The sequence below is a fragment of the Denitrificimonas halotolerans genome, assembly GCF_034259425.1.
Taxonomy (GTDB): Bacteria; Pseudomonadota; Gammaproteobacteria; order Pseudomonadales; family Pseudomonadaceae; genus Denitrificimonas; species Denitrificimonas halotolerans.
The window spans coordinates 19,133-42,102 of record NZ_JAXIVU010000018.1 but is presented as its reverse complement, the minus strand read 5'-3'; the positions used below and the strand labels follow the sequence as shown (position 1 = coordinate 42,102).

Genomic DNA, 22,970 nt, shown 5'->3' with positions numbered 1-22,970 from the left:
TATTCTTCGGTTGTTACGCAAAAGCCGCATTGATAACAATGCGGCTCTTTCGCTGATTTAAACTACAAACGCATCTTGCAGTAATTGCGCTTGCTGCTCTGCGTGCATGGATGGGTAACCACATGCAGGAGAAGCAGATGCAATACGGCCTGCATACTTCAATTCTAAAGTATTGTCATAAGCATAAGCCACACGACGCATGTGATGCTGACTTGGATACCAAGCACCTTGGTTCATTGGCTCTTCTTGACACCACACGATGTGTTTTAAGTTCTTGTATTTAGCCAGCTCCGCAGCCAAATCATCCTCTGGGAACGGATACAACTGCTCAATACGCACAATTGCAGTATTCTCTAAGCCTTCAGTACGACGCTTTTCTAACAAGTCGTAGTAAACCTTACCGCTACACAGAATCAGACGCTCCACCTTATCTGCATCTAACGCATCAATCTCGCCGATGACATTATGGAAAGTGCCCTGTGCTAGATCTTCTAAAGTGGAAGTGGCCAACTTATGACGTAACAAAGATTTCGGTGTTAAAGCAATTAACGGCTTACGCAACGGACGAATCGTCTGACGACGCAACATATGGTAAACCTGAGCAGGTGTCGTTGGAATGCAGACTTGGATATTGTGCTCAGCACACAACTGCAAGTAGCGTTCCAGACGTGCCGATGAGTGCTCAGGACCTTGACCTTCATAGCCGTGCGGTAACAACATAGTTAAACCCGACAAACGACCCCACTTTGTTTCAGCACTGGTAATAAACTGGTCAATCACAACCTGTGCTCCGTTGGCAAAGTCACCAAACTGAGCTTCCCAAATCACCAATGCATTCGGCATCGTGCTAGCATAACCATATTCAAATGCAAGCACCGCTTCTTCAGATAGGAAGGAATCGTATAAATCGAAGCGTGGCTGATCTTTGTACAGGTTCTGTAACCCTATATAGGTTTCACCATCTTTCTGGTTATGTAAAACCGCATGACGGTGAGAGAAAGTACCACGCCCCACGTCCTGGCCTGTAATTCGAATTGGGTAACCTTCAAATAACAGGCTGGCATAAGCGGCAGTTTCAGCAAAGCCCCAGTTAATTGGCAAGCCACCAGCCGCCATTTTCTGACGATCCTCAAGAATCTTCGACACTTGACGCTGCACGACGAAACCGTCTGGCGTTTCTTGCAACTTAAGTGTGAGATCCTGCAAGGTTTTCAGATCAAATGTTGTGTCAAAACGTGGAGTCCACTTATGTCCAAGGTATGGACGCCAGTCAACAAACAGTTCTTTGTTTGGCTCTTTAACTAGACTTTGTACCACATGCAACCCATTATCGAGTGCTGTGCGATACTCATTAACCAGCTCTTCAACCTCTTCAGTGCTTACCACACCTTCTTTAACGAGCGCTTCTGCATACAACTCACGAGTCGTACGTTGTTTGCTGATCAACTTATACATAAGCGGTTGCGTTCCGCTTGGTTCATCCGCCTCATTGTGACCACGACGGCGGTAACAAACTAAATCAATAACCACGTCACGCTTAAAGTGCATGCGGTAATCTAATGCCAGCTGGGTAACAAACAGCACTGCTTCAGGATCATCACCATTCACATGCAAAATAGGCGCCTGAATCATTTTAGCAACGTCTGTTGCATATTCTGTAGAGCGCGTATCCTCAGGTTTGCTCGTTGTAAAACCAACTTGGTTGTTGATTACAATACGAACTGTACCACCCGTTTTATAACCACGGGTCTGTGACATCTGGAAGGTTTCCATTACCACACCCTGCCCTGCAAACGCAGAATCACCATGGATGGTAATTGGAACAACTTTATCGCCACTGGTATCGTTACGGCGATCCTGACGTGCACGCACAGAACCCTCAACCACCGGAGAAACGATTTCCAAGTGTGAAGGGTTAAAATTCAGTGCCAAATGCACCTCGCCGCCGGGCGTCATAACGTTAGAGGAAAAACCTTGGTGGTATTTAACGTCGCCTGAGGTTAAGCCTTCAACACGCTTACCATCAAACTCATCAAATAAATCACGCGGATTTTTACCGTAAGTATTCACAAGGACATTGAGTCGTCCACGGTGTGCCATACCTACAACAATTTCTTTTGCACCATAAGAGCCTGAACGCTGAATAAGCTCATCCATTAATGGAATCAAGCTTTCTCCACCTTCAAGGCCAAAACGCTTAGTGCCTGGGTACTTAGTACCTAAATATTTTTCTAAGCCTTCACCTGCCGTGAGACGCTCAAGAATATGCTTGCGTACTTCAGGTGTAAAACTTGGACGACTACGCACACTCTCTAGACGCTGCTGAAACCAGCGACGCTGCTCTGAGTCAACAATATGCGTAAACTCAGCACCAATGGTGCCGCAATATGTATCTTGTAACGCCTGCTGAATCTCACGTAACGTTGCTTCTTCTTTACCGATATTTAAATCACCAGTATGAAACACGCTATCGAGGTCAGCATCAGTCAACCCGTAATGCTGTACGGTTAGGTCTGCCTGCATTGGGCGTACCCACAAACCGAGCGGGTCAAGTTGAGAGGCCTGATGGCCACGCATACGATAGGCTTGAATTAAGCGTAACACCTCAACCTGTTTTTTCTCATGCTGAGTGCTTACGCTACCAGCCGATACAGGCTGGGCTCGTCTTTGGTTTTTAGCCAATAAGACAAATTGATCACGAACTGTTGAGTGTGAGACATCAGTACTCGAACCGCCTTGCGTAGGCAGTTTTTGGAAATAAGTACGCCACTCTTCCGGAACGGAGTTCGGATCGTGCAGGTAGAGTTCATATAGCTCTTCCACATAGGCAGCATTCCCACCGGATAGGTGGGCACTGCTCCACATGCGCTGCATTTCGCTTTCTTGCATGCTAGGTCACCCTTGATAAGGGGGACACTACCGGCATGGAAACTTAACGGCATTTAGTCACAAAGTCACGAACAGCGACTTGGATAAAGCCACTACAGATTCCCCGCAGATAGTCCGGGCACCAGCCCGGATGCCCCTGCTGGTCTTCAAATTTGTTTAAAACAGCTTTTTGGGCTGCTTTTTTCGTTAAACACCACTTACATGAAGGTGCTCATGTAAGTGGTTAGAGTATTTACAACATTTACTGTTATAAATTAAGTACCACTTTGTAACAACATGCTGCGAATATGGCCAATTGCCCGCGTTGGGTTCAAACCCTTAGGGCACACATTGACACAGTTCATAATGTTGTGACAACGGAATACACTGAATGGGTCATCCAAACGCGCCAAGCGCTCTTGGGTTTGCGTATCACGTGAGTCCGCTAAGAAACGGTAAGCTTGCAATAAAGCTGCTGGGCCGAGGAACTTATCTGGATTCCACCAGAATGATGGGCAGCTGGTTGAGCAGCAAGCACATAAAATACACTCATACAGGCCATCAATCTTTTCACGATCTTCTGGTGACTGTAAGCGCTCCATACCTGGCGCAGGTGTATCATTCTGTAAATACGGCTGAACCTTTTCGTACTGCTTGTAGAAGATGCTCATATCTACAACCAAGTCACGAATAATAGGCAAGCCCGGCAGTGGCCGTAGTACCAACTTACCATCTTTGACCACGCTTGATAGTGGTGTAATGCAAGCTAGACCGTTTTTACCAGAGATATTCATACCATCTGAACCGCACACGCCTTCACGGCATGAGCGACGGTAAGACATACTTTCATCCTGCTCTTTAATCAGAGCTAGAACGTCTAACACCATCATATCACGGCCATCAATATCTACATTGAAGTCCTGCATAAATGGTGCTGGGTCAACATCTGGATTATAGCGGTAAACGCTAACTTGCAATATTTTAGGCAACGTCATCGTGATAACCCTTAATATTTACGTTCTTGAGGTTTAAAGTGCTCAGCATCTTTTGCAACTGCTTCTGAGACTGAGAAGTTAACGGCACGCTTACCAACACGCTTCTCTCCTGGGAAGTACATGCTATGGCACAACCAGTTCTCATCATCACGATCTTCGTAGTCTTCACGGGCGTGAGCACCGCGGGACTCTTTACGTGCTTCTGCAGCAATAGCCGTCGCTTCTGCAACCTCAAATAGGTTTTGTAGCTCAAGCGCCTCAATACGTGCGGTGTTAAAGGCACTGCTCTTATCGTTAATCTTAACGTTAGCAATACGCTCACGCATATCTGCCAGCTCTTGAATACCTTTCTGCATGTATTCACCAGTACGGAATACACCAAAGTTATTCTGCATGCAGTTCTGCAATTCTTTACGCAGCGGAGCAACGTCCTCTCCAGTTGTACGCTCGTTCAGTGCAGACAAACGGGCCATGGAGCTTTCAATATCGCTTTCGCTAGCATCACGGGTATCAACACCTTCACGCAAGCTCTTTTCTAGGTGTAAACCTGCTGCACGACCAAATACAACCAGGTCAAGTAGCGAGTTACCACCCAGACGGTTTGCACCGTGTACAGATACAGAAGTGACTTCACCTACAGCAAACAAACCTTCAACGATCTTGTCGTTACCTTGCGCATCCTGTGCAATAGCTTGTCCATGGATATTAGTCGCAATACCGCCCATCATATAGTGACAAGTTGGAACCACAGGAATTGGAGCAACAACAGGGTCAATATGAGCAAAAGTCTTCGACAGCTCACAAATACCTGGCAAGCGACTATGCAGTACTTCTTCACCCAAGTGGTCAAGTTTCAGCAATACATGGTCGCCATCCGGACCACAACCATTGCCAGCTAAAATTTCCTTAACCATAGAACGTGCAACAACGTCACGCCCAGCAAGGTCCTTAGCGTTCGGAGCATAACGCTCCATGAAGCGCTCACCATGCTTGTTGATTAAGTAACCACCTTCACCACGACAGCCTTCAGTAACCAAGGTACCAGCGCCATGAATACCGGTCGGGTGGAACTGCCACATTTCCATATCTTGGACTGGAACACCTGCACGCAGCGCCATACCAACACCATCACCAGTATTGATCAACGCGTTCGTAGTTGAAGCGTAAATACGACCCGCACCACCTGTTGCTAAAACAACAGCCTTTGAGCGGATATGTACAACTTCACCAGTCTCGATGCAGATTGCAACAACACCAACTACAGCACCATCTTGATTTTTAACCAAATCAACGGCATACCACTCATTTAAGAACGAGGTACCGTGCTTAAGGTTAGCCTGATACAAGGTATGCAACAATGCGTGACCTGTTCGGTCCGCTGCAGCACATGTACGCGCAGCCTGCCCACCACGGCCAAAGTCTTTCGACTGACCACCAAAAGGACGCTGATAAATACGCCCTTTCTCTGTACGAGAGAAAGGTAAACCCATGTGCTCAAGCTCATAAACAGCTTCTGGGCCAACTGAACACATGTACTCGATAGCGTCTTGGTCACCGATATAGTCGGAACCTTTAACGGTATCGTACATGTGCCAGCGCCAATCATCATTCGGGTCTTCTGATGCGATTGCGCAGGTGATACCACCTTGAGCTGATACAGTGTGCGAGCGCGTAGGAAACACTTTAGTTACTACGGCAGTTTTATGCCCACCTTGGGCTAACTGCAGTGACGCGCGCATACCAGCGCCGCCGCCACCAACAATAATGGCATCATAAGAGATAGTACGAATACTGGCCATGAATCAAATTCCCCACAAAATCTGTACGCCCCAGACGAACAGTACGAACATCATAATGCCGCACAGCGCTTGGACTAAAAATCGTACACCTGTTGCCCACTTACCTAATGACATTGGCGTCAAGTAGTCAGTGGTAACAGCCCAAAGTCCAATCCAGGCATGCGCGCCCAGAGCAACAAGACTTAGTAGACTGAAAATGCGCATCCAGTTTTGCGCAAACAGGCCCTGCCATTCGGCATAACTCATACCAGGGTTAGCTAACAAATAACCCAATAAAAATAAAGTGTATGCAGCTAAAACTACCGCTGATACACGCTGTGCCATCCAGTCGTACAGACCAGACCGAGAGAAGTTTGTTACGTTGGTTACCATATCCAGACTCCCATCAACACAATCAGTACAGCTGAAATAATAAAGACTAATTTCGCACCTTGTCGTCCGCCTTCCAGCGTCTCACCAATACCCAAGTCCATAATTAAATGGCGGATACCAGCTGTTAAGTGGTACATCAGTCCAGAGAGAAGACCCCAAATGACTAACTTGGCCAGCGGGCTGGACAAGCACTCTTTAACTTCAGCAAACCCTTGCTCTGAGGCGAGTGATTTGTCGAGTCCCCATAACAGCACAGCAATACCAAAAAACAGGATCACACCCGTAATTCTGTGCAGAATGGAAGAGTAAGCAGTGATTGGGAGTTTTATAGTCCTAAGATCTAGGTTTACAGGTCGTTGGCTATTCACGGCGTATTCACACTTAGAGAGCCCCTTTACTGCAGGGCTAGTTGTCGGGAAGGCACTTAACAAAATAAGTACCCGTCACCATCGGAGTGACGACCGTCTTATAACGGCAAATGCCCAAGTCGGTCAACTGTCGAGTATAGTGCAAAATACAGAACAATGACAACGCAAAAACATTCGCCTAATTGAGCATTGCCCAGCTTTGACATTTAGCGTAAATATCTGTACCTGATAATTTAGATCGAGATAATTTTACTTGTGACAGTTACACTACCACGCGGTTGAAATTGACATTAGCTATTATCTCACTATTATATCGCGGGCCCTGCGTGGGGGGCTGTGATGATTCCAAGCATAACTAGGAGGCCACAATGGCTGACAAAAAAGCGCAGTTAATCATCGAGGGCGTTGCCCCCGTAGAGCTGCCTGTACTTACTGGTACTATTGGTCCGGATGTAATTGACGTACGCAACTTAATCGCTAGCGGTCACTTCACTTATGACCCAGGCTTTATGTCGACAGCGGCATGTGACTCTAAAATCACCTATATCGATGGCGATAAAGGTATTTTATTACACCGCGGCTACCCAATTGAGCAGCTTGCAGATAAATCTGACTATTTAGAAACCTGCTACCTGTTACTGCACGGCGAATTACCAAACCCTGAGCAGAAAAAAGAATTCGTTGACACAATTACCCGCCACACAATGGTCAACGAACAGCTGAAGTCATTCCTCAATGGCTTCCGCCGCGACGCTCACCCTATGGCTATCATGTGCGGCATCGTAGGCGCTCTATCAGCCTTCTATCACGACTCTCTGGATAATAACGATCCGAAGCACCGTGAAATTTCCGCGCACCGCTTAATTGCGAAAATGCCAACCATCGCAGCCATGGCATACAAATACTCGATTGGCCAACCCATCATGTATCCTCGCAACGATCTCTGCTATGCAGAAAACTTCTTGCACATGATGTTCAACACACCAGCCGAGGTAAAACGATTCAGCCCTGCGCTTATCAAAGCAATGGATCGCATCTTTATCTTACATGCAGACCATGAGCAAAACGCTTCTACCTCAACAGTTCGCTTAGCGGGCTCGACAGGCGCAAATCCATTTGCATGTATCGCATCTGGTATCGCTGCTCTCTGGGGACCTGCTCACGGTGGCGCTAACGAAGCAGTATTAACCATGCTGGACGAAATTGGCGACGCGTCTAATATTGAAAAATTCATTGCTAAAGCCAAAGACAAAAATGACCCATTCAAACTCATGGGCTTTGGTCACCGCGTTTACAAAAACTTTGACCCTCGTGCACAGGTAATGAAGCAAACCTGCGACGAAGTTCTAGCAGAACTAGGTGTCACTGACCCTAAGCTTGATCTCGCAATGAAGCTTGAAGAATACGCACTGAACGATCCTTACTTTAAAGAGCGTAATCTCTATCCAAACGTAGACTTTTACTCAGGCATCATCCTAAAAGCAATCGGCATCCCTACCAGTATGTTTACTGTGATTTTCGCTATGTCACGTACAGCCGGTTGGATTTCTCACTGGACTGAAATGCTTTCAAATCCATACAAAATCAATCGCCCCCGCCAGCTATACACAGGTCACGAAAAGCGCGACTACATCCCTGAAGATAAGCGTTAATCTTTTCTTTAGATAATAAAAAGGGCTGCCCTCCACAGAGCAGCCCTTTTTTGTTACGCAAACTGAGACTCCACTCAACCCTCAGCAAGTCACCCCTTCCAACCACCCAATTAAGCGTATAGCTTCAATTTGATTGTTACCACAAACTGCTTCTTCGGCTACAAAAGCGCTACAAAAACTAGGCCGCTCAGGCAAACCAAACAGGCTACAGAAATTATCATCTGTTAAATTCAAGCAACGCTCCCCCGCTTTCTTACCATGCGGCATATTAGGCATCGGCGTATAAATCGAAGGAGCTATACAGCAAGCCCCACATCCTGCACGACACTCCATCCCCCCTCCTTTCCTTCGACTGCCCCTATTGAGCGACTATTTTTTTACTGGCAACCTAGCAATCAAGCTAGAAGTATCCCAACGCTTACCACCCATCACCTCAACCTCCGCATAAAACTGGTCCACCAATGCTGTGACCGGCAAAACTGCACCATTGCGCCGGGCTTCATCAAATACAATAGAAAAGTCTTTACGCATCCACTCAACTGCAAAACCAAAATCAAACTCACCGGCCAGCATCGTTTTATAGCGGTTTTCTAACTGCCAAGACTGCGCAGCTCCCTTACTAATAACACTCATCGCAGCCTCTGCATCCAACCCCGCACTTTGTGCAAAGTGCAAAGCCTCGGACACCCCCTGCAATAAGCCACCTATACAAATTTGATTGACCATTTTCGTCAACTGGCCACTACCAACCCCACCCATTAAGCGATGCATCTGGGCATAACTTTGTAAAACCGGCCCAACACGCGCATACACATCAGGTTCACCGCCAACCATAATGGTTAGAACACCATTCTGCGCACCTGCCTGCCCTCCAGAAACCGGCGCATCAAGAAAAGCAAACCCTCGTCGCGAAGCTTCCTCTGCCAACTCTCGAGCAATCTGCGCAGAAGCTGTCGTGTGATCAACAAAAACACTATCCTTCACCATAGCAGCAAAGGCACCTTCAGGACCCAAAGTCACAGCACGCAAATCATCATCATTGCCAACGCAACACATCACAAACTCTGCCTGCTCCACCGCAGCAGCTGGCGCGGTAGCAAAACGCCCAGAATACTCCTGCACCCACTTTTCAGCCGTAGCCTGAGTTCGATTGTATACCGTCACCTCGTGTCCGCTACTCGCCAAGTGTCCAGCCATAGGATACCCCATAGCTCCCAGCCCAATAAAAGCAATACGCGCCATATCTATCTCCCTTTTTTATATACTTAGATCAACATTTCTATCCACGCTGAATGACTTCTCTAGGACATAGCCCAACCACTCTTTACTCTAAAGTCGCTCCCACTCAACTTACCAAGCCTATAAAACAACTTTAAAACCTTCCGCATCAGAATGACCAACCTCATTAAGGGCATTTTACCCCCCAAGCTCTCAGCGACTGAGTCAAGTCGCCCAAAAATAAGTATTGAAAGCCTACTTACCTGCCACCGTGAAACAGCCAAAGTCTAGCCTCGGGCGCTCTCGACTTTACGATCAAGCACTTCTTAGCACCCACCCAAAGCTTTTACATACGAAGCTACTCGAGAACCACTTCATCTGCGTCATGCGTCAAGATCACCCTTTATCTAGCCACAAATCCATTTTTTTTACAGCAATACCTGAATGCACAACACATACATATCTCATCTAGCGGTAGCGGCCTAAACCCTGCTGGTTTAGCGCCAGGTAAATTAGGACTTCAGCGCAATGATAGTATTACGCTCACAACAGTACTTGATAGCTCGAAAAGTTTTACAAAGCACGGACTTAATCATCACTGCTCCTGCCCGCTTTGCTACAGAACTTCAACTGCATAGCTTAGCCCCCATTACAACCCCTAATTGAAAGCCATTTATTTTGGCATGCTAATACTGTTCAAGGCTCTGCCAATCGCTAGATGCACGAACAACTGCTCAGCATGCCCAATCAGCTCTAACTTCATAGCACAACAACCTCTATCATCCCAATGACTCTTTGATAAAACTCACAGCCCTAAAAACAGCACTCTGCAAATACGCCTCATGCGTAAACCCCGAGCGTTTTAACGGTTTCAAATCATGATCAGCAAAAGGTAACCAAAAAATATCTATACTTGCTGAAAGCTCATATCCGGCAACCACTTCACACCCACCTAAAGCATCTCGCTCACCTTGAACAATCAGTGTTGGCGTTTTTAAATTCAACAAGTGTGCTATACGTGGTTTTTCAGGCTTTTTCGCCGGATAAAAAGGATAGCCAAAACAGACTAATGCACTGACTTGCAATTCATCCACCAACATACTCGCTACCCGCGCGCCCATCGACTTACCTGCAAGCACTATAGGACCAACCGTAACCTCTCGCACCTGCTCATACACACACCGCCACGTATCTTGCAGCACATTCATCTTATTCGGTGGTCGACGTATCCCATCGATACGCCGCTGAGTCATATATGGAAACTCAAAACGCACCACGCTCACCCCTTGGCTTACAAAAAAACCTGTCACTGCCTCCATAAACTCACTATCCATTGGAGCTCCAGCCCCATGCGCCAAAATCAATGTACAGAAAGAGTCAGATGCCTCAGAATACAAAACTGCCATCACCACCTCCAACAAAGCAAACCCGCTATATCACTTCACAATAAAACATAATTTTCTCACACACACCTGAACTAATCGCTCTCTAAACAGTCAAAATCTACGCACTGAAGCTTATTAAGTAACGACTCTTACACACCTACAAAGTACAACAACCAGCTCTAATTCATGCAAAAAGGACTTAGTTAACTGTAAAAACACACTCAATATGCAAAAACTCACGGGTAATTTCTGCGATTCTCAAACTATATACACTCATATTGATGCGAGTCAGTGTTAATTTTATTCACATTTGCGCTAAGATAGCCTCCGTCAACAAGTAGGCAGCTCACAACAGTCATCAATTCATGCCTTAGGCATGCTTAATTTAAAGCACATTTTTTAATTAAGCATGATGACTGGCGTTGCACTCACAGCATTGCTCTGGCGCGACAAATAGCGAACTGATTGCAATGACATAGTGCATTGCCCATACTTGTTGCCGATATAACTCCGAAAATCCATTACCCGTGGAAGTCTTAGCATGAGCACAGCAATCCAAGAGAATGCTTATAACTACAAGGTTGTACGCCAGTTCGCCATAATGACGGTGGTCTGGGGTATTGTAGGTATGAGCATTGGCGTTCTAATTGCAGCGCAATTAGTCTGGCCAGAATTAAACTTCAACCTACCATGGACCAGCTTCGGCCGGCTCCGCCCTCTACACACCAACGCAGTGATTTTTGCTTTTGGTGGTAGTGCACTATTCGCCACATCTTATTATGTGGTGCAGCGCACCTCACAAACACGTCTGATCTCAGATAAATTAGCAGCCTTTACCTTCTGGGGTTGGCAGTTGGTGATTGTGCTAGCAGCAATTACATTACCACTAGGCTACACAACCACTAAAGAATACGCTGAACTAGAGTGGCCAATCGCTATTCTACTAGGCGTTGTGTGGGTAACTTATGCGTTTGTTTTCTTCGGAACTATCGCTAAGCGCAATACCTCACACATTTACGTTGGTAACTGGTTCTATGGTGCATTCATTATCGTAACTGCGATGTTGCACATCGTTAACCACATTTCAATCCCTGTAACCCTGCTTAAGTCTTACTCCATTTATTCTGGTGCGACTGACGCTATGGTTCAATGGTGGTACGGTCACAACGCTGTTGGCTTCTTTTTAACCACTGGTTTCTTAGGTATGATGTACTACTTCGTCCCTAAACAAGCTGAGCGCCCAATTTATTCATACCGCCTATCAATTGTGCACTTCTGGGCATTGATCACCTTATACATCTGGGCTGGCCCGCACCACTTGCACTACACAGCACTGCCTGACTGGGCTCAATCTTTAGGCATGGCTATGTCCTTGATCCTTCTAGCTCCTTCATGGGGCGGTATGATCAACGGTATGATGACCCTATCTGGCGCATGGCATAAACTACGTACAGATCCAATTTTGCGATTCCTCGTTGTATCTCTCGCTTTCTATGGTATGTCTACCTTTGAAGGCCCGATGATGGCGATTAAAACCGTTAACGCACTATCGCACTACACCGACTGGACTGTTGGCCACGTACACGCTGGTGCTTTAGGTTGGGTTGCGATGATTTCTATCGGTTCTCTATACCACTTAATTCCACGCATCTTCGGTCGTGACGAAATGCACAGCATTGGCCTGATCAATGCTCACTTCTGGTTAGCAACAATCGGTACCGTCTTATACATCGCATCCATGTGGGTCAACGGTATTATGCAAGGCCTGATGTGGCGTGCAATTAACCAAGATGGCACCCTGACCTATTCGTTTGTTGAGGCTTTAGAAGCAGGCCACTACGGCTACTTAGTCCGCACAATCGGTGGTGCATTCTTCTTAACCGGTATGCTCTTAATGGCATACAACACATGGCGCACAGTACGCGCGTCAGATTCTGAAAAAGCGAATGCCGCTGCACGCTTTACTGTTGGAGAGGCACACTAATGAAACAGCATGAACGCGTAGAAAAAAACATTGGTTTACTCGCGCTCTTTATGGTGATTGCAGTAAGTATTGGTGGCCTTGTACAAATCGTTCCTCTGTTTTTCCAAGACTTAGTGAACGAGCCCGTTGAAGGTCTAAAGCCTTACACTGCGCTGCAGTTAGAAGGTCGTGACATTTATATCCGCGAGGGCTGCGTTCAGTGCCACTCGCAGATGATTCGTCCGTTCCGTGCAGAAACCGAGCGCTATGGCCACTACTCTGTCGCTGGTGAAAGCGTTTACGAGCACCCATTTTTATGGGGATCTAAGCGTACAGGTCCAGACCTTGCTCGTGTTGGTGGTCGCTACTCCGATGATTGGCACCGCGCCCACCTATACAACCCTCGTAACGTTGTACCTGAGTCAAAAATGCCTGCTTACCCATGGTTAGTAGAAAACACCTTAGACGGCAAAGATACTGTGGCTAAAATCAAGGCCATGCGCTGGTTAGGTGTTCCTTACACGGATGAGGACATCGAAGGTGCAGTTGCAGCAGTTAAGGGCAAGACCGAAATGGAGGCCGTAATCGCCTACCTTCAGGTTCTTGGTACATCTATTCAGAACAAACGGTAACGCTCATGGATATCGGAACTCTTCGCGGCTTAGGTACATTACTTATATTTGTAGCTTTTACAGGCCTACTCTTCTGGGCCTATAACAGTAAACGCAAAGCAAGCTTTGATGAAGCTGCACAGCTACCCTTTGCCGACGAAGAGCCGCTTTCTAGCGAGCAGAACAAAGACACATCCAGGAGCAATAACCAATGACTTCTTTCTGGAGTTGGTACATCGTAATCCTTACGAGTGGTACATTATTGGCCCTCGTATGGCTCATTTTTGCCACACGTAAAGGGCAACGCAGTGGCTCTACTGAAGAAACAGTAGGCCATATTTATGATGGCATTGCAGAATATGACAACCCGCTGCCACGTTGGTGGTTTATGCTGTTTGTCGGTACTCTGATTTTCGCAGTGGGCTACCTTGTTCTATACCCTGGTATGGGTAACTGGAAAGGTATCTTACCTGGCTATGATGGCGGTTGGACTTCCGCTAAACAGTGGGAGCGTGAAATGGCAAAAGCGGACGAAAAGTACGGTCCAATTTTTGCTAAATACGCAGCGATGCCAATTACTGAAGTAGCCCAAGACGAATTAGCACTGAAGATGGGCGGTCGCCTCTTTGCTTCACACTGCTCAGTTTGTCATGGCTCGGACGCTAAAGGTGCCTACGGCTTCCCTAACCTTGCTGACAATGAGTGGATTTGGGGTGGTGAGCCAGAAACCATTAAAACCACAATCATGAAAGGCCGCAGAGCTTCTATGCCACCATGGGGCGATATCTTAGGTGAAGAAGGCGTAAAGAACGTTACAGGTTATGTGCGTAACTTATCAGGCCTAAAAAACCCTGAGGGTATCGACCTCGATGCAGGTAAACAAGCCTATGCTACAACCTGCGTCGCTTGTCATGGCCCTGACGCTACTGGCAACCAAATGCTTGGTGCTCCGAACCTAACTGACCGCGTATGGCTTTATGGTTCAAGCTTTAATCAAGTACAACAAACGGTTCGCCATGGCCGTAACGGCCACATGCCAGCGCAAGAAGATTTCTTGGGGCATGATAAAGTTCACTTATTAGCTGCTTATGTATACAGTCTCTCGAATGACACGCAAGAGCAGTAATTAATCCCTGCGACATGCTGTCACTCTCTGCTGGAACGCCAGCAGGCGTACCATAGAAAGCAGTTATAAGTTTAATCCGGCCAGCACCTCGCTGGCCGGATATTTTAAAAGCCGCAGTGGTACATTCTGATGACCGAAAAAATTCCCGTTAAAAATGTAACTCCTAAAGATAATGGCCCAGACCTCTACGCTAAGCGCGAGGCGATTTACACTCGCTCTTTCAAAGGTCTCTTCCGTAATATTCGTATCGTTTCAGGTATTTTTCTATTTATCCTATTTTTAGGCACAGCTTGGCTGCAATGGGGTGATCGTCAAGCTGTCTGGTGGAACTTACCTGAACGTAAATTCTATATCTTTGGCGCAACGTTCTGGCCACAAGACTTTATGCTCCTGTCTTGGCTTTTAATTATCTGTGCCTTTGGTTTATTTTTTATTACTGTATTTGCTGGACGTGTGTGGTGTGGATATACCTGCCCACAAAGTGTTTGGACTTGGATTTTCATGTGGTGCGAGAAAGTCACTGAAGGTGACCGCAACGCCCGTATGAAACTTGATAAAGCTCCCATGTCTGTGAACAAGTTCCTACGCAAAACGGCAAAGCATTTCCTTTGGATCAGTATTGGTTTTATCACCGGCCTAACATTTGTTGGTTATTTTACGCCCATCCGTGAGCTCCCACTTGACCTGATCACAGGACAAGCTCACGGTTGGTCGTATTTCTGGGTTGGCTTTTTCACCCTAATGACTTATCTAAACGCAGGCTGGTTACGTGAGCAAGTGTGCATTTACATGTGCCCCTACTCTCGCTTCCAAAGCGTAATGTTTGATAAAGACACTTTAATCGTATCCTACGATGAGGCTCGTGGTGAGAAACGTGGTGCTCGTAAGAAAGGCAGTGACTACAAAGCTCAAGGCTTAGGGGACTGTATTGATTGTAAACTTTGCGTACATGTTTGCCCTACCGGTATTGATATTCGCGACGGTTTACAAATCGCCTGTATCAGTTGCGCAGCTTGTATTGACGCCTGTGATGATGTCATGCTCAAAGTAGGCTACCCTAAAGGCTTGATTCGCTATACCACTGAGCACAACCTATCCGGACAGCAGACTAAACTGCTACGACCTCGCCTCATCGGTTACGCTGTAGCTTTACTCGTCATGAGCAGTTTATTCGCTTACACTGTCTTCAATCGTACTCTTGTTGAGCTGAACGTCATTAAAGATCGTACACCTTACCGTGAAAATCTCGAAGGCCGTATTGAAAACGTATATACACTCAAGGTCACCAATAAAGACCAACAAGATCATATTTTTGTGATTGAAGCTGATGGTCTTAATGGCTTAACTCTTGCAGGTAAAAACAAAATTACTGCTGCAGCAGGTGAAGTGTTATCAATTCCTGTCTCTGTTTCAGTTGATATTGAAGACATTCCTTCAAGTGCCAACAAAATTGAGTTCAGAGTGTACTCTGAGGATGATGAAAACATCGCTCGCTCAGCAGAAAGCCGCTTTCTTGGCCCAACCGTTCGTTAATTAGAAGGATATTGTATGCAGCCCGAAAACAATGCTTTACCCTGGTATAAAGAATTCTGGCCTTGGTTTATCATTGGTATGCTCAGCTTCTCTGTGGTACTCGGGCTGTCATTACTAACAATAGCCATCCGTAACGCTGACAGCTTAGTAGTCGATAACTACTATGATGCCGGTAAAGGCATTAACACATCCTTGGAGCGGGAAAAGCTTGCCGAACAGCTAGCAGTCACCGGCTCACTCTATTTGGATAACACAACGGGGCAAATTGAATTTGTGCTTAAAGGTCAAAGTAGGCCACCGCACTTAGTCTTAAACCTCATTTCACCAACACAGCCAGAACGTGACCGCCGCATTGTACTGCAACCTATTAGCAGTGATGTATATCGTGGCTCCTTGCCAGAAGAAATTGTCGGCCGCCGTTTTGTTGAAATACTCGGTGATGAGAAAACTGAGCAATGGCGTTTATTTGAAGAGCATACTTTGATGAATAATCAACCCATCACTTTAGGCGAGTAAGCCTAGCCACTTGTCTGTTTATGCAGCTCCAGTGGAAACTGTTTTAATTATAGATAGCTGACTATTATGGTTGCGCCTTTATCCTGTTTTCACTGTGGCTTACCTGTTCAAACCGGTAATGCATACAGTGCAGTAGTGCTTGAAGAGTCTCGCGTATTTTGTTGCCCTGGCTGCCAAGCTGTTGCCCAAACCATTATCACCTCAGGTTTAGAAAACTATTACCTGCACCGAACCGAACCCTCTTCAAACCCTGAGGCATTACCTGGGGTTGTGCCAGATGAATTGCTGCTGCTTGACCGCGAAGATATCCAAAAACCCTTTGTTACAACATCTGACAACATCAGTGAAACCCAACTTTTAATCGAAGGTATCACTTGTGCGGCTTGCGGCTGGCTGATTGAAAAACATCTCAAGCAGCTACCTGGAGTATTTGAAACAACTCTCAATCTGAGCAATCACCGCCTAGCAATCCGCTGGGATGCTGAGCAAGCCAATCTATCTGACTTATTACAGACCATCCGTCATATTGGCTACGCTGCCCATCCTTGGCAGCCTGATGCTGTCAGCCAACAAATACAAGCCGATAACCGTCGAGCATTACGCAAGCTTGGTGTTGCCGGATTACTCTGGATGCAAGTGATGATGGCCTCAATGGCCACTTGGCCCGAGTTCAACCTTGATTTATCTCAGGGTATGGACCGTTTGTTACGCTGGGTCAGCCTCATCCTCACTACACCTATTATTTTTTATTGCAGCACCGAGTTTTTCACCGGTGCGCTGCGCGATTTGCGAACTCGTCACTTAACGATGGACGTGTCAGTTTCTTTAGCTATTGCCGGTGCTTATATTGCTGGCATTTGGTCCACCTTCACCGGCCAGGGAGATCTATACTTTGATGCGGCAGGCATGTTCGCCCTCTTTTTACTCTCTGGGCGATACCTTGAGCGGCGTGCACGTGAACGCACTTCAGCAGCAACCAGTCAACTCGTCAATTTACTTCCTGCCTCTTGTTTGCGTTTAAATGCCGAGGGTACTAGCAAACGCATCCTACTCAGCGAACTACAGCAAGAAGATAATATTCTGGTTCCTCCAGGACACTTAATCCCAGCTGATGGTACCATCTTAACGGGCCACTCGAGCATCGATGAATCATTGCTTACTGGTGAATACTTGCCACTGACCAAAAAGCCTGGAGATACCGTAGCAGCAGGTACTTTAAATATAGAAGGCCCACTCACAATCAAGGTCATAGCCTTAGGTGAAGCAACCCGACTCTCGGCTATTGTCCGCCTTTTAGAACGCGCACAATCACTTAAACCACGCCTTGCGGAACTGGCTGACACAGTCGCTCAATGGTTCCTAATCAGCGTTTTACTGGTGGCAGCCATTGTCGGTTTTATCTGGTTGCAAATTGACCCTTCCAGAGCTTTCTGGATTGTTTTATCACTGCTCGTCGCCACCTGCCCTTGCGCTCTATCGTTAGCTACTCCAACAGCTCTAACAGCCGCCACAGGCACCTTGCATAAACTAGGTCTGCTCATTACTAAAGGGCACGTACTAGAAAGCTTTCAAAAAATCGACACCGTTATCTTTGATAAAACTGGTACACTTACTGAGGGCAAATTAACTCTCAGTCGCATTCAGCCAATCACACAACTCAGCGAGCAAGAAAGCCTTGAGTTGGCAGCTGCGCTCGAAAGCCATTCCGAGCACCCCATCGCCCGCGCTTTTGGTCGAACCACAACCAAAGCCTCCAATGTTTCTAGCGCACCTGGCTTAGGCTTAGAGGGCACAGTCAACGGACAGTTGCTACGTATTGGGCGCCCTGATTATGTTAGCGCACTCGGTCATTACCCCACCCCAACAATGCCCAGTGAGCAAGGCCAGTGGTTGCTGCTTGGTAATACCGAACAACCTTTAGCTTGGTTTGCACTTGATGACCAATTGCGCCCTGACGCCCCGGCCTTATTGCAAGCCTGTCGTACTCGCGGTTGGAATATCCTATTACTCTCAGGTGATAGTTCTCCAATGGTGCAGCAGATCGCTCAAACCCTTAAGATCAAAGATGCTCGCGGTGGCATGACACCTGATGATAAGCTGCAAGTATTGAAACAGTTACATATACAGGGTCGGCATGTCCTAATGCTTGGCGACGGAGTGAATGATGTACCAGTTCTGGCTGCAGCTGATATCAGCATCGCAATGGGCAGCGCTACCGACTTAGCCAAAACTACAGCTGACGCAATTTTACTGTCCAACCGCTTAAGTAGTTTAGTCAGCGCTCTTAGCGTTGCTAAAAAGACCCGTCGCGTAATTATTGAAAACCTCAGTTGGGCAACTCTGTATAATGGCTTAATTATACCTTTTGCTGCTATTGGCTGGGTTACACCAGGCTGGGCTGCCCTTGGTATGTCTGTAAGCTCACTGCTCGTAGTCTTAAATGCACTGCGCTTAACTCGCTTTAGTGAGTCCGCTTAACTCTATTATATGAGGCTAACAATGGCTGCTTTATATGTCATGATTCCAGCTGCACTCTTACTTGTAGCCTTAGCAATTCGACTTTTTTTCTGGGCCGTAGACAACGGTCAATATGAAGATCTCGACGGTCCAGCACACAGCATTTTGTTTGACGACGAAGACCCAAAACACACTGCTGCGCAACAAAAAGAAACCAAAGAGCCAGATAATGACTGACATGATTCCGCTGTTGGCTTCTGCCTTTACACTCGGCTTACTAGGTGCTGGACACTGTTTAGGCATGTGCGGTGGTTTGATGGGGGCGCTTACTCTCAGCATCCCTGAAGCACAGCGACACAAACGCTCACGAATTATTATTGGTTATAACCTTGGGCGTGTATGCAGCTATGCTATAGCAGGCTTCTTGTTTGGCTTATTGGGTTGGGCCGTTGAACAAACACCCGCAGCCATGGCAATGCGTGTTATAGCGGGCCTCTTACTAATCAGTTTGGGGCTTTATTTAGCAGGTTGGTGGCACGGACTCACGCGCATCGAAAATATTGGACGCCATTTATGGACATATATACAACCCATTGCAAGTCGTTTACTACCAGTTAAAAGCATGCCCCATGCTGTATTACTAGGTGCACTTTGGGGTTGGTTACCTTGCGGCTTGGTTTACAGCACACTATTCTGGACTGCTAGCCAAGGTAATGCTTCTACCAGTGCCTTACTGATGTTCACTTTTGGGTTAGGTACCTGGCCAGTACTTCTTGCTTCTGGTTTCGCCGCTGAAAAAATGACAGCATTTTTACGCAAAAAAAATGTACGCTATACAGCTGGTACATTGGTGATCCTATACGGACTTTGGACATTACCTGGCCCTCACCAGCACTGGTTAATGGGTCATTAAACAAGCACAGAATGGGGCTTGATACAGGTCAACAGACTACATCACAACGCACTCTATACTCACAGCTACTGTTTGTGATCAGGAAATCTGCTGTGATGAAAGACAATACGGCTTGGAGCTCTAAACTCTTTAGTGAGTACCACCGCTTAGAAAAACAATACAATCTATATCCAGCTCCGACTCTCTTCCAACACTCAATTAGTAATTTTGAGCGCTTTAGAGTGCTGCGTGATCAGCGTAAGACATTAAAACCTTTAGCCATTAACGTTAATATTCCCTTCTGCTCTAATGCTTGCTACTACTGCAGCTCTAACAGCACGGTCACCAAAGACCGTAGCCTAGGTGCAAGCTACATTCATTGTCTTGAGCAAGAAATCCGTTTAGTCGCACGTCATCTCAACAGTTCACAACCCGTAAAACAGCTACACTTTGGTGGTGGTACACCAACATTTCTCAAGCCTAACGAATTGAAGCGGCTAATGGACTGTTTAAAAAACCACTTTAATATTCACAGCAATCACTTCACACAATATACGATTGATATCGACCCTCGGGAGGCCGACTGGTCAACAATGGGTGTATTACGTGATATTGGCTTCAACCAAGTGAATATTGAGGTTCAAGGATTAGATCCAGATGTACAGCATGCGATTAATCGCTTACAGAGCATTGAGCAAACACAAACTATTGTCGATGCTGCTCGTACACTACAATTTCGCAACATCAGTATCAGTCTCACATATGGGCTGCCTAAACAAACCTTCGCTTCTTTTAGTAAAGCAATTTCGCAAGTGATACAACTGTCACCTGAGCGAGTTATACTGCATGGCTATAAACACCAACCAAACAGATATCCACGACAAAAACATATCAAAGCAAATGAGCTTCCTAGCCCCCGCTGTATTGAGTACATGCTTAACCATGCCCTGCAGCAATTTACGCGTGCAGGCTACCAATATATTGGCATGGGCCTCTTTGCTTTAACCCATGACGAGCTCACATCAGCACAAGAAGATGGCAGTTTACACTATGGTTTGAACGGTTATACAACAAGCCCGAACTGCAACACCTTAGGCTTTGGCGTGTCGGCTATTAGTCAATTTGGCTCATTGTATTATCAAAATACCCATGACCTTTTTGACTATCAAGCAGCATGCTCACAACAACAGCTCTCTCCAGCTAAAAGCTTGTGTTTCAACATTATTGATCAAGTTAAACGATACATCACTCAAGCGTTAGCTTGTCAATTTTCTGTAAATTTCACATGTATCGAGCAGTTCTACCAGGTGAATTGCAAAACACTTTTTCAAGCACAATGGCCTCAGCTTGAACAAATGCACGCAGACGGTTTACTAACGCTTAGCGAGCATAACTTAACAATAACTGAACAAGGACGCTTATTTACTGCTGCTGTTTGCCAGCTGTTCAATGACTCTATTGAACAAGATACAACGCTCAAAGCCGCAACCTTCTAGCTTGCTTAGTCTCACCTTAGCCCCACACCTGTCTCTTTAAATAAGCGTATTTTGCTATTACTCAGCCTAACAAAGCTAGCTAACAAAGTGGCAGCTTTGTGTGGGCTAAGGTATCTTAGTGTAGATATCGAATCGACTCTCGTTCAGGAATCATGGAATGCCAGAAATAACGCGTGTTCGCAACCCTCATCAAGCGCACTGTAAAGACTGCAGCTTGGCTACACTTTGCTTGCCTTTGTCTTTAGATATGCAAGACCTTGATACGTTGGACGAAATAGTAAAGCGTGGTCGTCCATTAAAGAAAGGCGAGTTCCTGTTTCGTCAAGGTGATAACTTCTCTTCTGTCTATGCAGTACGTTCAGGCACCCTTAAAACTTTTAGCTTGACCGATACAGGAGAAGAACAAATTACTGGCTTTCATCTGCCTAGTGAGTTTGTGGGACTGTCCGGCATGGATACTGAACTGTACCCTGTATCAGCTATTGCACTAGAAACCACTTCTGTGTGTGAAATCCCCTTTGAAAAGCTTGATGAGCTCAGTGCAGTCATGCCGCAGCTGCGACGTCAATTGATGCGCATTATGAGTCGCGAAATTCGAGATGATCAGCAAATGATGATGCTATTATCAAAAAAAACAGCAGACGAACGCATTGCTACTTTTCTAGTGAACCTGTCGGCACGCTTTCGTGCACGCGGTTATTCACCACACCAATTTCGCTTGGCCATGTCACGTAATGAAATTGGCAACTACTTAGGCCTTGCTGTAGAAACAGTGTCACGGGTGTTTACTCGCTTTCAGCACAATGAGCTGCTCACAGCAGAGGGCAAAGAAATCAATTTGATCAATCTAATTGAGCTCTGCGCATTGGCTGGCGGCAACTTGGACAATTGATCTCTTAATAAGGGGACTAACATATGATTTTTGATGAGTTCGCAATTAAGTCTTTAATACGCCCTATTCCTGACTTTCCGAAAAAAGGATGTATTTTCCGCGATATTACCCCACTGTATCAATCACCACGCGCCATGCGCATGGTCATTGACAGCTTCGTTCAACGCTATGTCGGTAGTGATTTTACTCACGTTGGTGCTATCGATTCTCGAGGTTTCTTGATCGGCTCAACCATTGCCTACGAGCTCAATAAACCTTTAGTCTTGTTCCGAAAGCAAGGTAAATTACCCGCCAATGTATTAAGCGAGCCCTACGATACTGACTACGAACAGTCTATGCTTGAAGTGCATGAAGATAGCCTTAAGGAAGGCGATAAAGTTTTGCTCATAGATGACATCATTGCCAGTGGTGGAACTTTCATCGCTGCTGCACGCTTAATTAAGCGCATGGGAGCAAGCATCTACGAAGTGGCCGCTATTATTGACCTACCTGATTTAAACGGCTCACGCTTAATGCAAGACATCGGCATTCCGACCTTTACTTTAACTGCATTTACTCATAACGAACATTAAACTCCATTCCACCCGCAGAAAACTTCTATTCTGCGGGTTTTTCCCCTAACCCTTATCCAACCTACACTTACATACGTCCTGTGACGTCCCTACGTATAAATCAAATACCGGCACCTTAACAGTGCGACAACAGGTCACCACTGTTTTCTTGCTTTTACCTATATACTTGGTGACACAATACAAATGCCGTATATGTAGAAAGAGCTGTAACAATGCTTTGCAATTTTTATTGTCCCTGTACTTTGCAGTATGTAA

The 22,970-nt window shown here is 46.2% G+C and carries 21 protein-coding genes; 13 read left to right on the top strand and 8 right to left on the bottom strand.

The window, feature by feature from the left end:
- Window positions 1–57: 57 nt before the first annotated feature.
- From TOI97_RS11175 to sdhC, 5 genes are all read right to left on the bottom strand, one after another.
- Window positions 58–2,889, bottom strand: coding sequence for a 2-oxoglutarate dehydrogenase E1 component (locus TOI97_RS11175; RefSeq protein WP_321554209.1), 2,832 nt, complete (start codon window positions 2,887–2,889; stop codon window positions 58–60).
- Window positions 2,890–3,143: 254 nt separating this feature from the next.
- A complete protein-coding gene (locus tag TOI97_RS11170) occupies window positions 3,144–3,848 on the bottom strand; it encodes a succinate dehydrogenase iron-sulfur subunit (RefSeq protein ID WP_321554217.1) in 705 nt (234 codons plus the stop codon).
- 26 nt (window positions 3,849–3,874) lie between these two features.
- Window positions 3,875–5,662 (bottom strand): succinate dehydrogenase flavoprotein subunit, encoded by a 1,788-nt coding sequence (sdhA, locus tag TOI97_RS11165; protein WP_321554208.1) that lies wholly within the window; start codon window positions 5,660–5,662, stop codon window positions 3,875–3,877.
- A 3-nt stretch (window positions 5,663–5,665) separates the two neighbouring features.
- Entirely contained in the window at window positions 5,666–6,034 is a 369-nt protein-coding gene (sdhD, locus tag TOI97_RS11160) for a succinate dehydrogenase, hydrophobic membrane anchor protein (protein ID WP_321554207.1), read from the bottom strand.
- Window positions 6,028–6,402 (bottom strand): succinate dehydrogenase, cytochrome b556 subunit, encoded by a 375-nt coding sequence (sdhC, locus tag TOI97_RS11155; RefSeq protein WP_321554206.1) that lies wholly within the window; start codon window positions 6,400–6,402, stop codon window positions 6,028–6,030. Before sdhC ends, sdhD begins: the two co-directional genes overlap by 7 nt.
- Before the next feature lie 368 nt (window positions 6,403–6,770).
- Here sdhC and gltA point away from each other — a divergent pair, with 368 nt between their 5' ends.
- Window positions 6,771–8,054, top strand: a complete 1,284-nt coding sequence (gene gltA, locus TOI97_RS11150; RefSeq protein ID WP_321554205.1) for a citrate synthase — start codon at window positions 6,771–6,773, stop codon at window positions 8,052–8,054.
- A gap of 81 nt (window positions 8,055–8,135) precedes the next feature.
- Here the strand turns inward: gltA and TOI97_RS11145 are convergent, their stop codons facing one another.
- The 3 genes from TOI97_RS11145 to TOI97_RS11135 form a co-directional block, all read right to left on the bottom strand.
- Window positions 8,136–8,387: a YkgJ family cysteine cluster protein gene (locus TOI97_RS11145; protein WP_321554204.1), complete on the bottom strand. Its 252-nt coding sequence runs from the start codon at window positions 8,385–8,387 to the stop codon at window positions 8,136–8,138.
- A 36-nt stretch (window positions 8,388–8,423) separates the two neighbouring features.
- Complete coding sequence (locus tag TOI97_RS11140; protein WP_321554203.1) at window positions 8,424–9,296, bottom strand: NAD(P)-dependent oxidoreductase; 873 nt, start codon at window positions 9,294–9,296, stop codon at window positions 8,424–8,426.
- Window positions 9,297–10,051: 755 nt separating this feature from the next.
- Entirely contained in the window at window positions 10,052–10,678 is a 627-nt protein-coding gene (locus tag TOI97_RS11135) for an alpha/beta family hydrolase (protein ID WP_321554202.1), read from the bottom strand.
- Between the two features lie 520 nt (window positions 10,679–11,198).
- Here TOI97_RS11135 and ccoN point away from each other — a divergent pair.
- The 12 genes from ccoN to TOI97_RS11075 all read left to right on the top strand — a co-directional run bounded on the left by ccoN (window position 11,199) and on the right by TOI97_RS11075 (window position 22,715).
- The gene (gene ccoN / locus TOI97_RS11130) at window positions 11,199–12,641 is read left to right on the top strand and encodes a cytochrome-c oxidase, cbb3-type subunit I (RefSeq protein WP_321554201.1); all 1,443 of its coding nucleotides are present in this window, start codon (window positions 11,199–11,201) and stop codon (window positions 12,639–12,641) included.
- The gene (gene ccoO / locus TOI97_RS11125) at window positions 12,641–13,252 is read left to right on the top strand and encodes a cytochrome-c oxidase, cbb3-type subunit II (RefSeq protein ID WP_321554200.1); all 612 of its coding nucleotides are present in this window, start codon (window positions 12,641–12,643) and stop codon (window positions 13,250–13,252) included. The genes ccoN and ccoO overlap by 1 nt, the downstream gene beginning before the upstream one ends.
- 5 nt (window positions 13,253–13,257) lie before the next feature.
- Window positions 13,258–13,446, top strand: a complete 189-nt coding sequence (locus tag TOI97_RS11120) for a cbb3-type cytochrome oxidase subunit 3 (RefSeq protein ID WP_321554199.1) — start codon at window positions 13,258–13,260, stop codon at window positions 13,444–13,446.
- A complete protein-coding gene (gene ccoP, locus TOI97_RS11115; protein ID WP_321554198.1) occupies window positions 13,443–14,357 on the top strand; it encodes a cytochrome-c oxidase, cbb3-type subunit III in 915 nt (304 codons plus the stop codon). Before TOI97_RS11120 ends, ccoP begins: the two co-directional genes overlap by 4 nt.
- Before the next feature lie 129 nt (window positions 14,358–14,486).
- Window positions 14,487–15,890: a cytochrome c oxidase accessory protein CcoG gene (gene ccoG, locus TOI97_RS11110; RefSeq protein ID WP_321554197.1), complete on the top strand. Its 1,404-nt coding sequence runs from the start codon at window positions 14,487–14,489 to the stop codon at window positions 15,888–15,890.
- Between the two features lie 15 nt (window positions 15,891–15,905).
- Window positions 15,906–16,406, top strand: coding sequence for a FixH family protein (locus TOI97_RS11105; RefSeq protein WP_321554196.1), 501 nt, complete (start codon window positions 15,906–15,908; stop codon window positions 16,404–16,406).
- Window positions 16,407–16,472: 66 nt separating this feature from the next.
- Window positions 16,473–18,884, top strand: coding sequence for a heavy metal translocating P-type ATPase (locus tag TOI97_RS11100; RefSeq protein ID WP_321554195.1), 2,412 nt, complete (start codon window positions 16,473–16,475; stop codon window positions 18,882–18,884).
- Window positions 18,885–18,905: 21 nt separating this feature from the next.
- Window positions 18,906–19,100 (top strand): cbb3-type cytochrome oxidase assembly protein CcoS, encoded by a 195-nt coding sequence (gene ccoS, locus TOI97_RS11095; protein WP_321554194.1) that lies wholly within the window; start codon window positions 18,906–18,908, stop codon window positions 19,098–19,100.
- Window positions 19,093–19,776: a sulfite exporter TauE/SafE family protein gene (locus TOI97_RS11090; protein ID WP_321554193.1), complete on the top strand. Its 684-nt coding sequence runs from the start codon at window positions 19,093–19,095 to the stop codon at window positions 19,774–19,776. The genes ccoS and TOI97_RS11090 overlap by 8 nt, the downstream gene beginning before the upstream one ends.
- A 95-nt stretch (window positions 19,777–19,871) precedes the next feature.
- On the top strand, window positions 19,872–21,251 hold the full coding sequence (gene hemN / locus TOI97_RS11085; protein WP_321554216.1) for an oxygen-independent coproporphyrinogen III oxidase: 1,380 nt from the start codon (window positions 19,872–19,874) through the stop codon (window positions 21,249–21,251).
- 157 nt (window positions 21,252–21,408) lie between these two features.
- Window positions 21,409–22,143 (top strand): fumarate/nitrate reduction transcriptional regulator Fnr, encoded by a 735-nt coding sequence (gene fnr, locus TOI97_RS11080; protein WP_321554192.1) that lies wholly within the window; start codon window positions 21,409–21,411, stop codon window positions 22,141–22,143.
- Between the two features lie 23 nt (window positions 22,144–22,166).
- A complete protein-coding gene (locus TOI97_RS11075) occupies window positions 22,167–22,715 on the top strand; it encodes an adenine phosphoribosyltransferase (protein ID WP_321554191.1) in 549 nt (182 codons plus the stop codon).
- The last annotated feature ends 255 nt before the right edge of the window (window positions 22,716–22,970 follow it).

Coding starts and splice junctions, on each gene's coding strand:
- ccoG (WP_321554197.1), top strand. CDS start 14,487: ATGACCGAAAAAATTCCCGTTAAAAATGTAACTCCTAAAGATAATGGC.
- TOI97_RS11100 (WP_321554195.1), top strand. CDS start 16,473: ATGGTTGCGCCTTTATCCTGTTTTCACTGTGGCTTACCTGTTCAAACC.
- TOI97_RS11105 (WP_321554196.1), top strand. CDS start 15,906: ATGCAGCCCGAAAACAATGCTTTACCCTGGTATAAAGAATTCTGGCCT.
- ccoS (WP_321554194.1), top strand. CDS start 18,906: ATGGCTGCTTTATATGTCATGATTCCAGCTGCACTCTTACTTGTAGCC.
- TOI97_RS11175 (WP_321554209.1), bottom strand. CDS start 2,889: ATGCAAGAAAGCGAAATGCAGCGCATGTGGAGCAGTGCCCACCTATCC.
- hemN (WP_321554216.1), top strand. CDS start 19,872: ATGAAAGACAATACGGCTTGGAGCTCTAAACTCTTTAGTGAGTACCAC.
- ccoO (WP_321554200.1), top strand. CDS start 12,641: ATGAAACAGCATGAACGCGTAGAAAAAAACATTGGTTTACTCGCGCTC.
- TOI97_RS11090 (WP_321554193.1), top strand. CDS start 19,093: ATGACTGACATGATTCCGCTGTTGGCTTCTGCCTTTACACTCGGCTTA.
- ccoN (WP_321554201.1), top strand. CDS start 11,199: ATGAGCACAGCAATCCAAGAGAATGCTTATAACTACAAGGTTGTACGC.
- fnr (WP_321554192.1), top strand. CDS start 21,409: ATGCCAGAAATAACGCGTGTTCGCAACCCTCATCAAGCGCACTGTAAA.
- ccoP (WP_321554198.1), top strand. CDS start 13,443: ATGACTTCTTTCTGGAGTTGGTACATCGTAATCCTTACGAGTGGTACA.
- gltA (WP_321554205.1), top strand. CDS start 6,771: ATGGCTGACAAAAAAGCGCAGTTAATCATCGAGGGCGTTGCCCCCGTA.
- TOI97_RS11140 (WP_321554203.1), bottom strand. CDS start 9,296: ATGGCGCGTATTGCTTTTATTGGGCTGGGAGCTATGGGGTATCCTATG.
- TOI97_RS11145 (WP_321554204.1), bottom strand. CDS start 8,387: ATGGAGTGTCGTGCAGGATGTGGGGCTTGCTGTATAGCTCCTTCGATT.
- TOI97_RS11075 (WP_321554191.1), top strand. CDS start 22,167: ATGATTTTTGATGAGTTCGCAATTAAGTCTTTAATACGCCCTATTCCT.
- TOI97_RS11135 (WP_321554202.1), bottom strand. CDS start 10,678: ATGGCAGTTTTGTATTCTGAGGCATCTGACTCTTTCTGTACATTGATT.
- TOI97_RS11120 (WP_321554199.1), top strand. CDS start 13,258: ATGGATATCGGAACTCTTCGCGGCTTAGGTACATTACTTATATTTGTA.
- sdhD (WP_321554207.1), bottom strand. CDS start 6,034: ATGGTAACCAACGTAACAAACTTCTCTCGGTCTGGTCTGTACGACTGG.
- sdhA (WP_321554208.1), bottom strand. CDS start 5,662: ATGGCCAGTATTCGTACTATCTCTTATGATGCCATTATTGTTGGTGGC.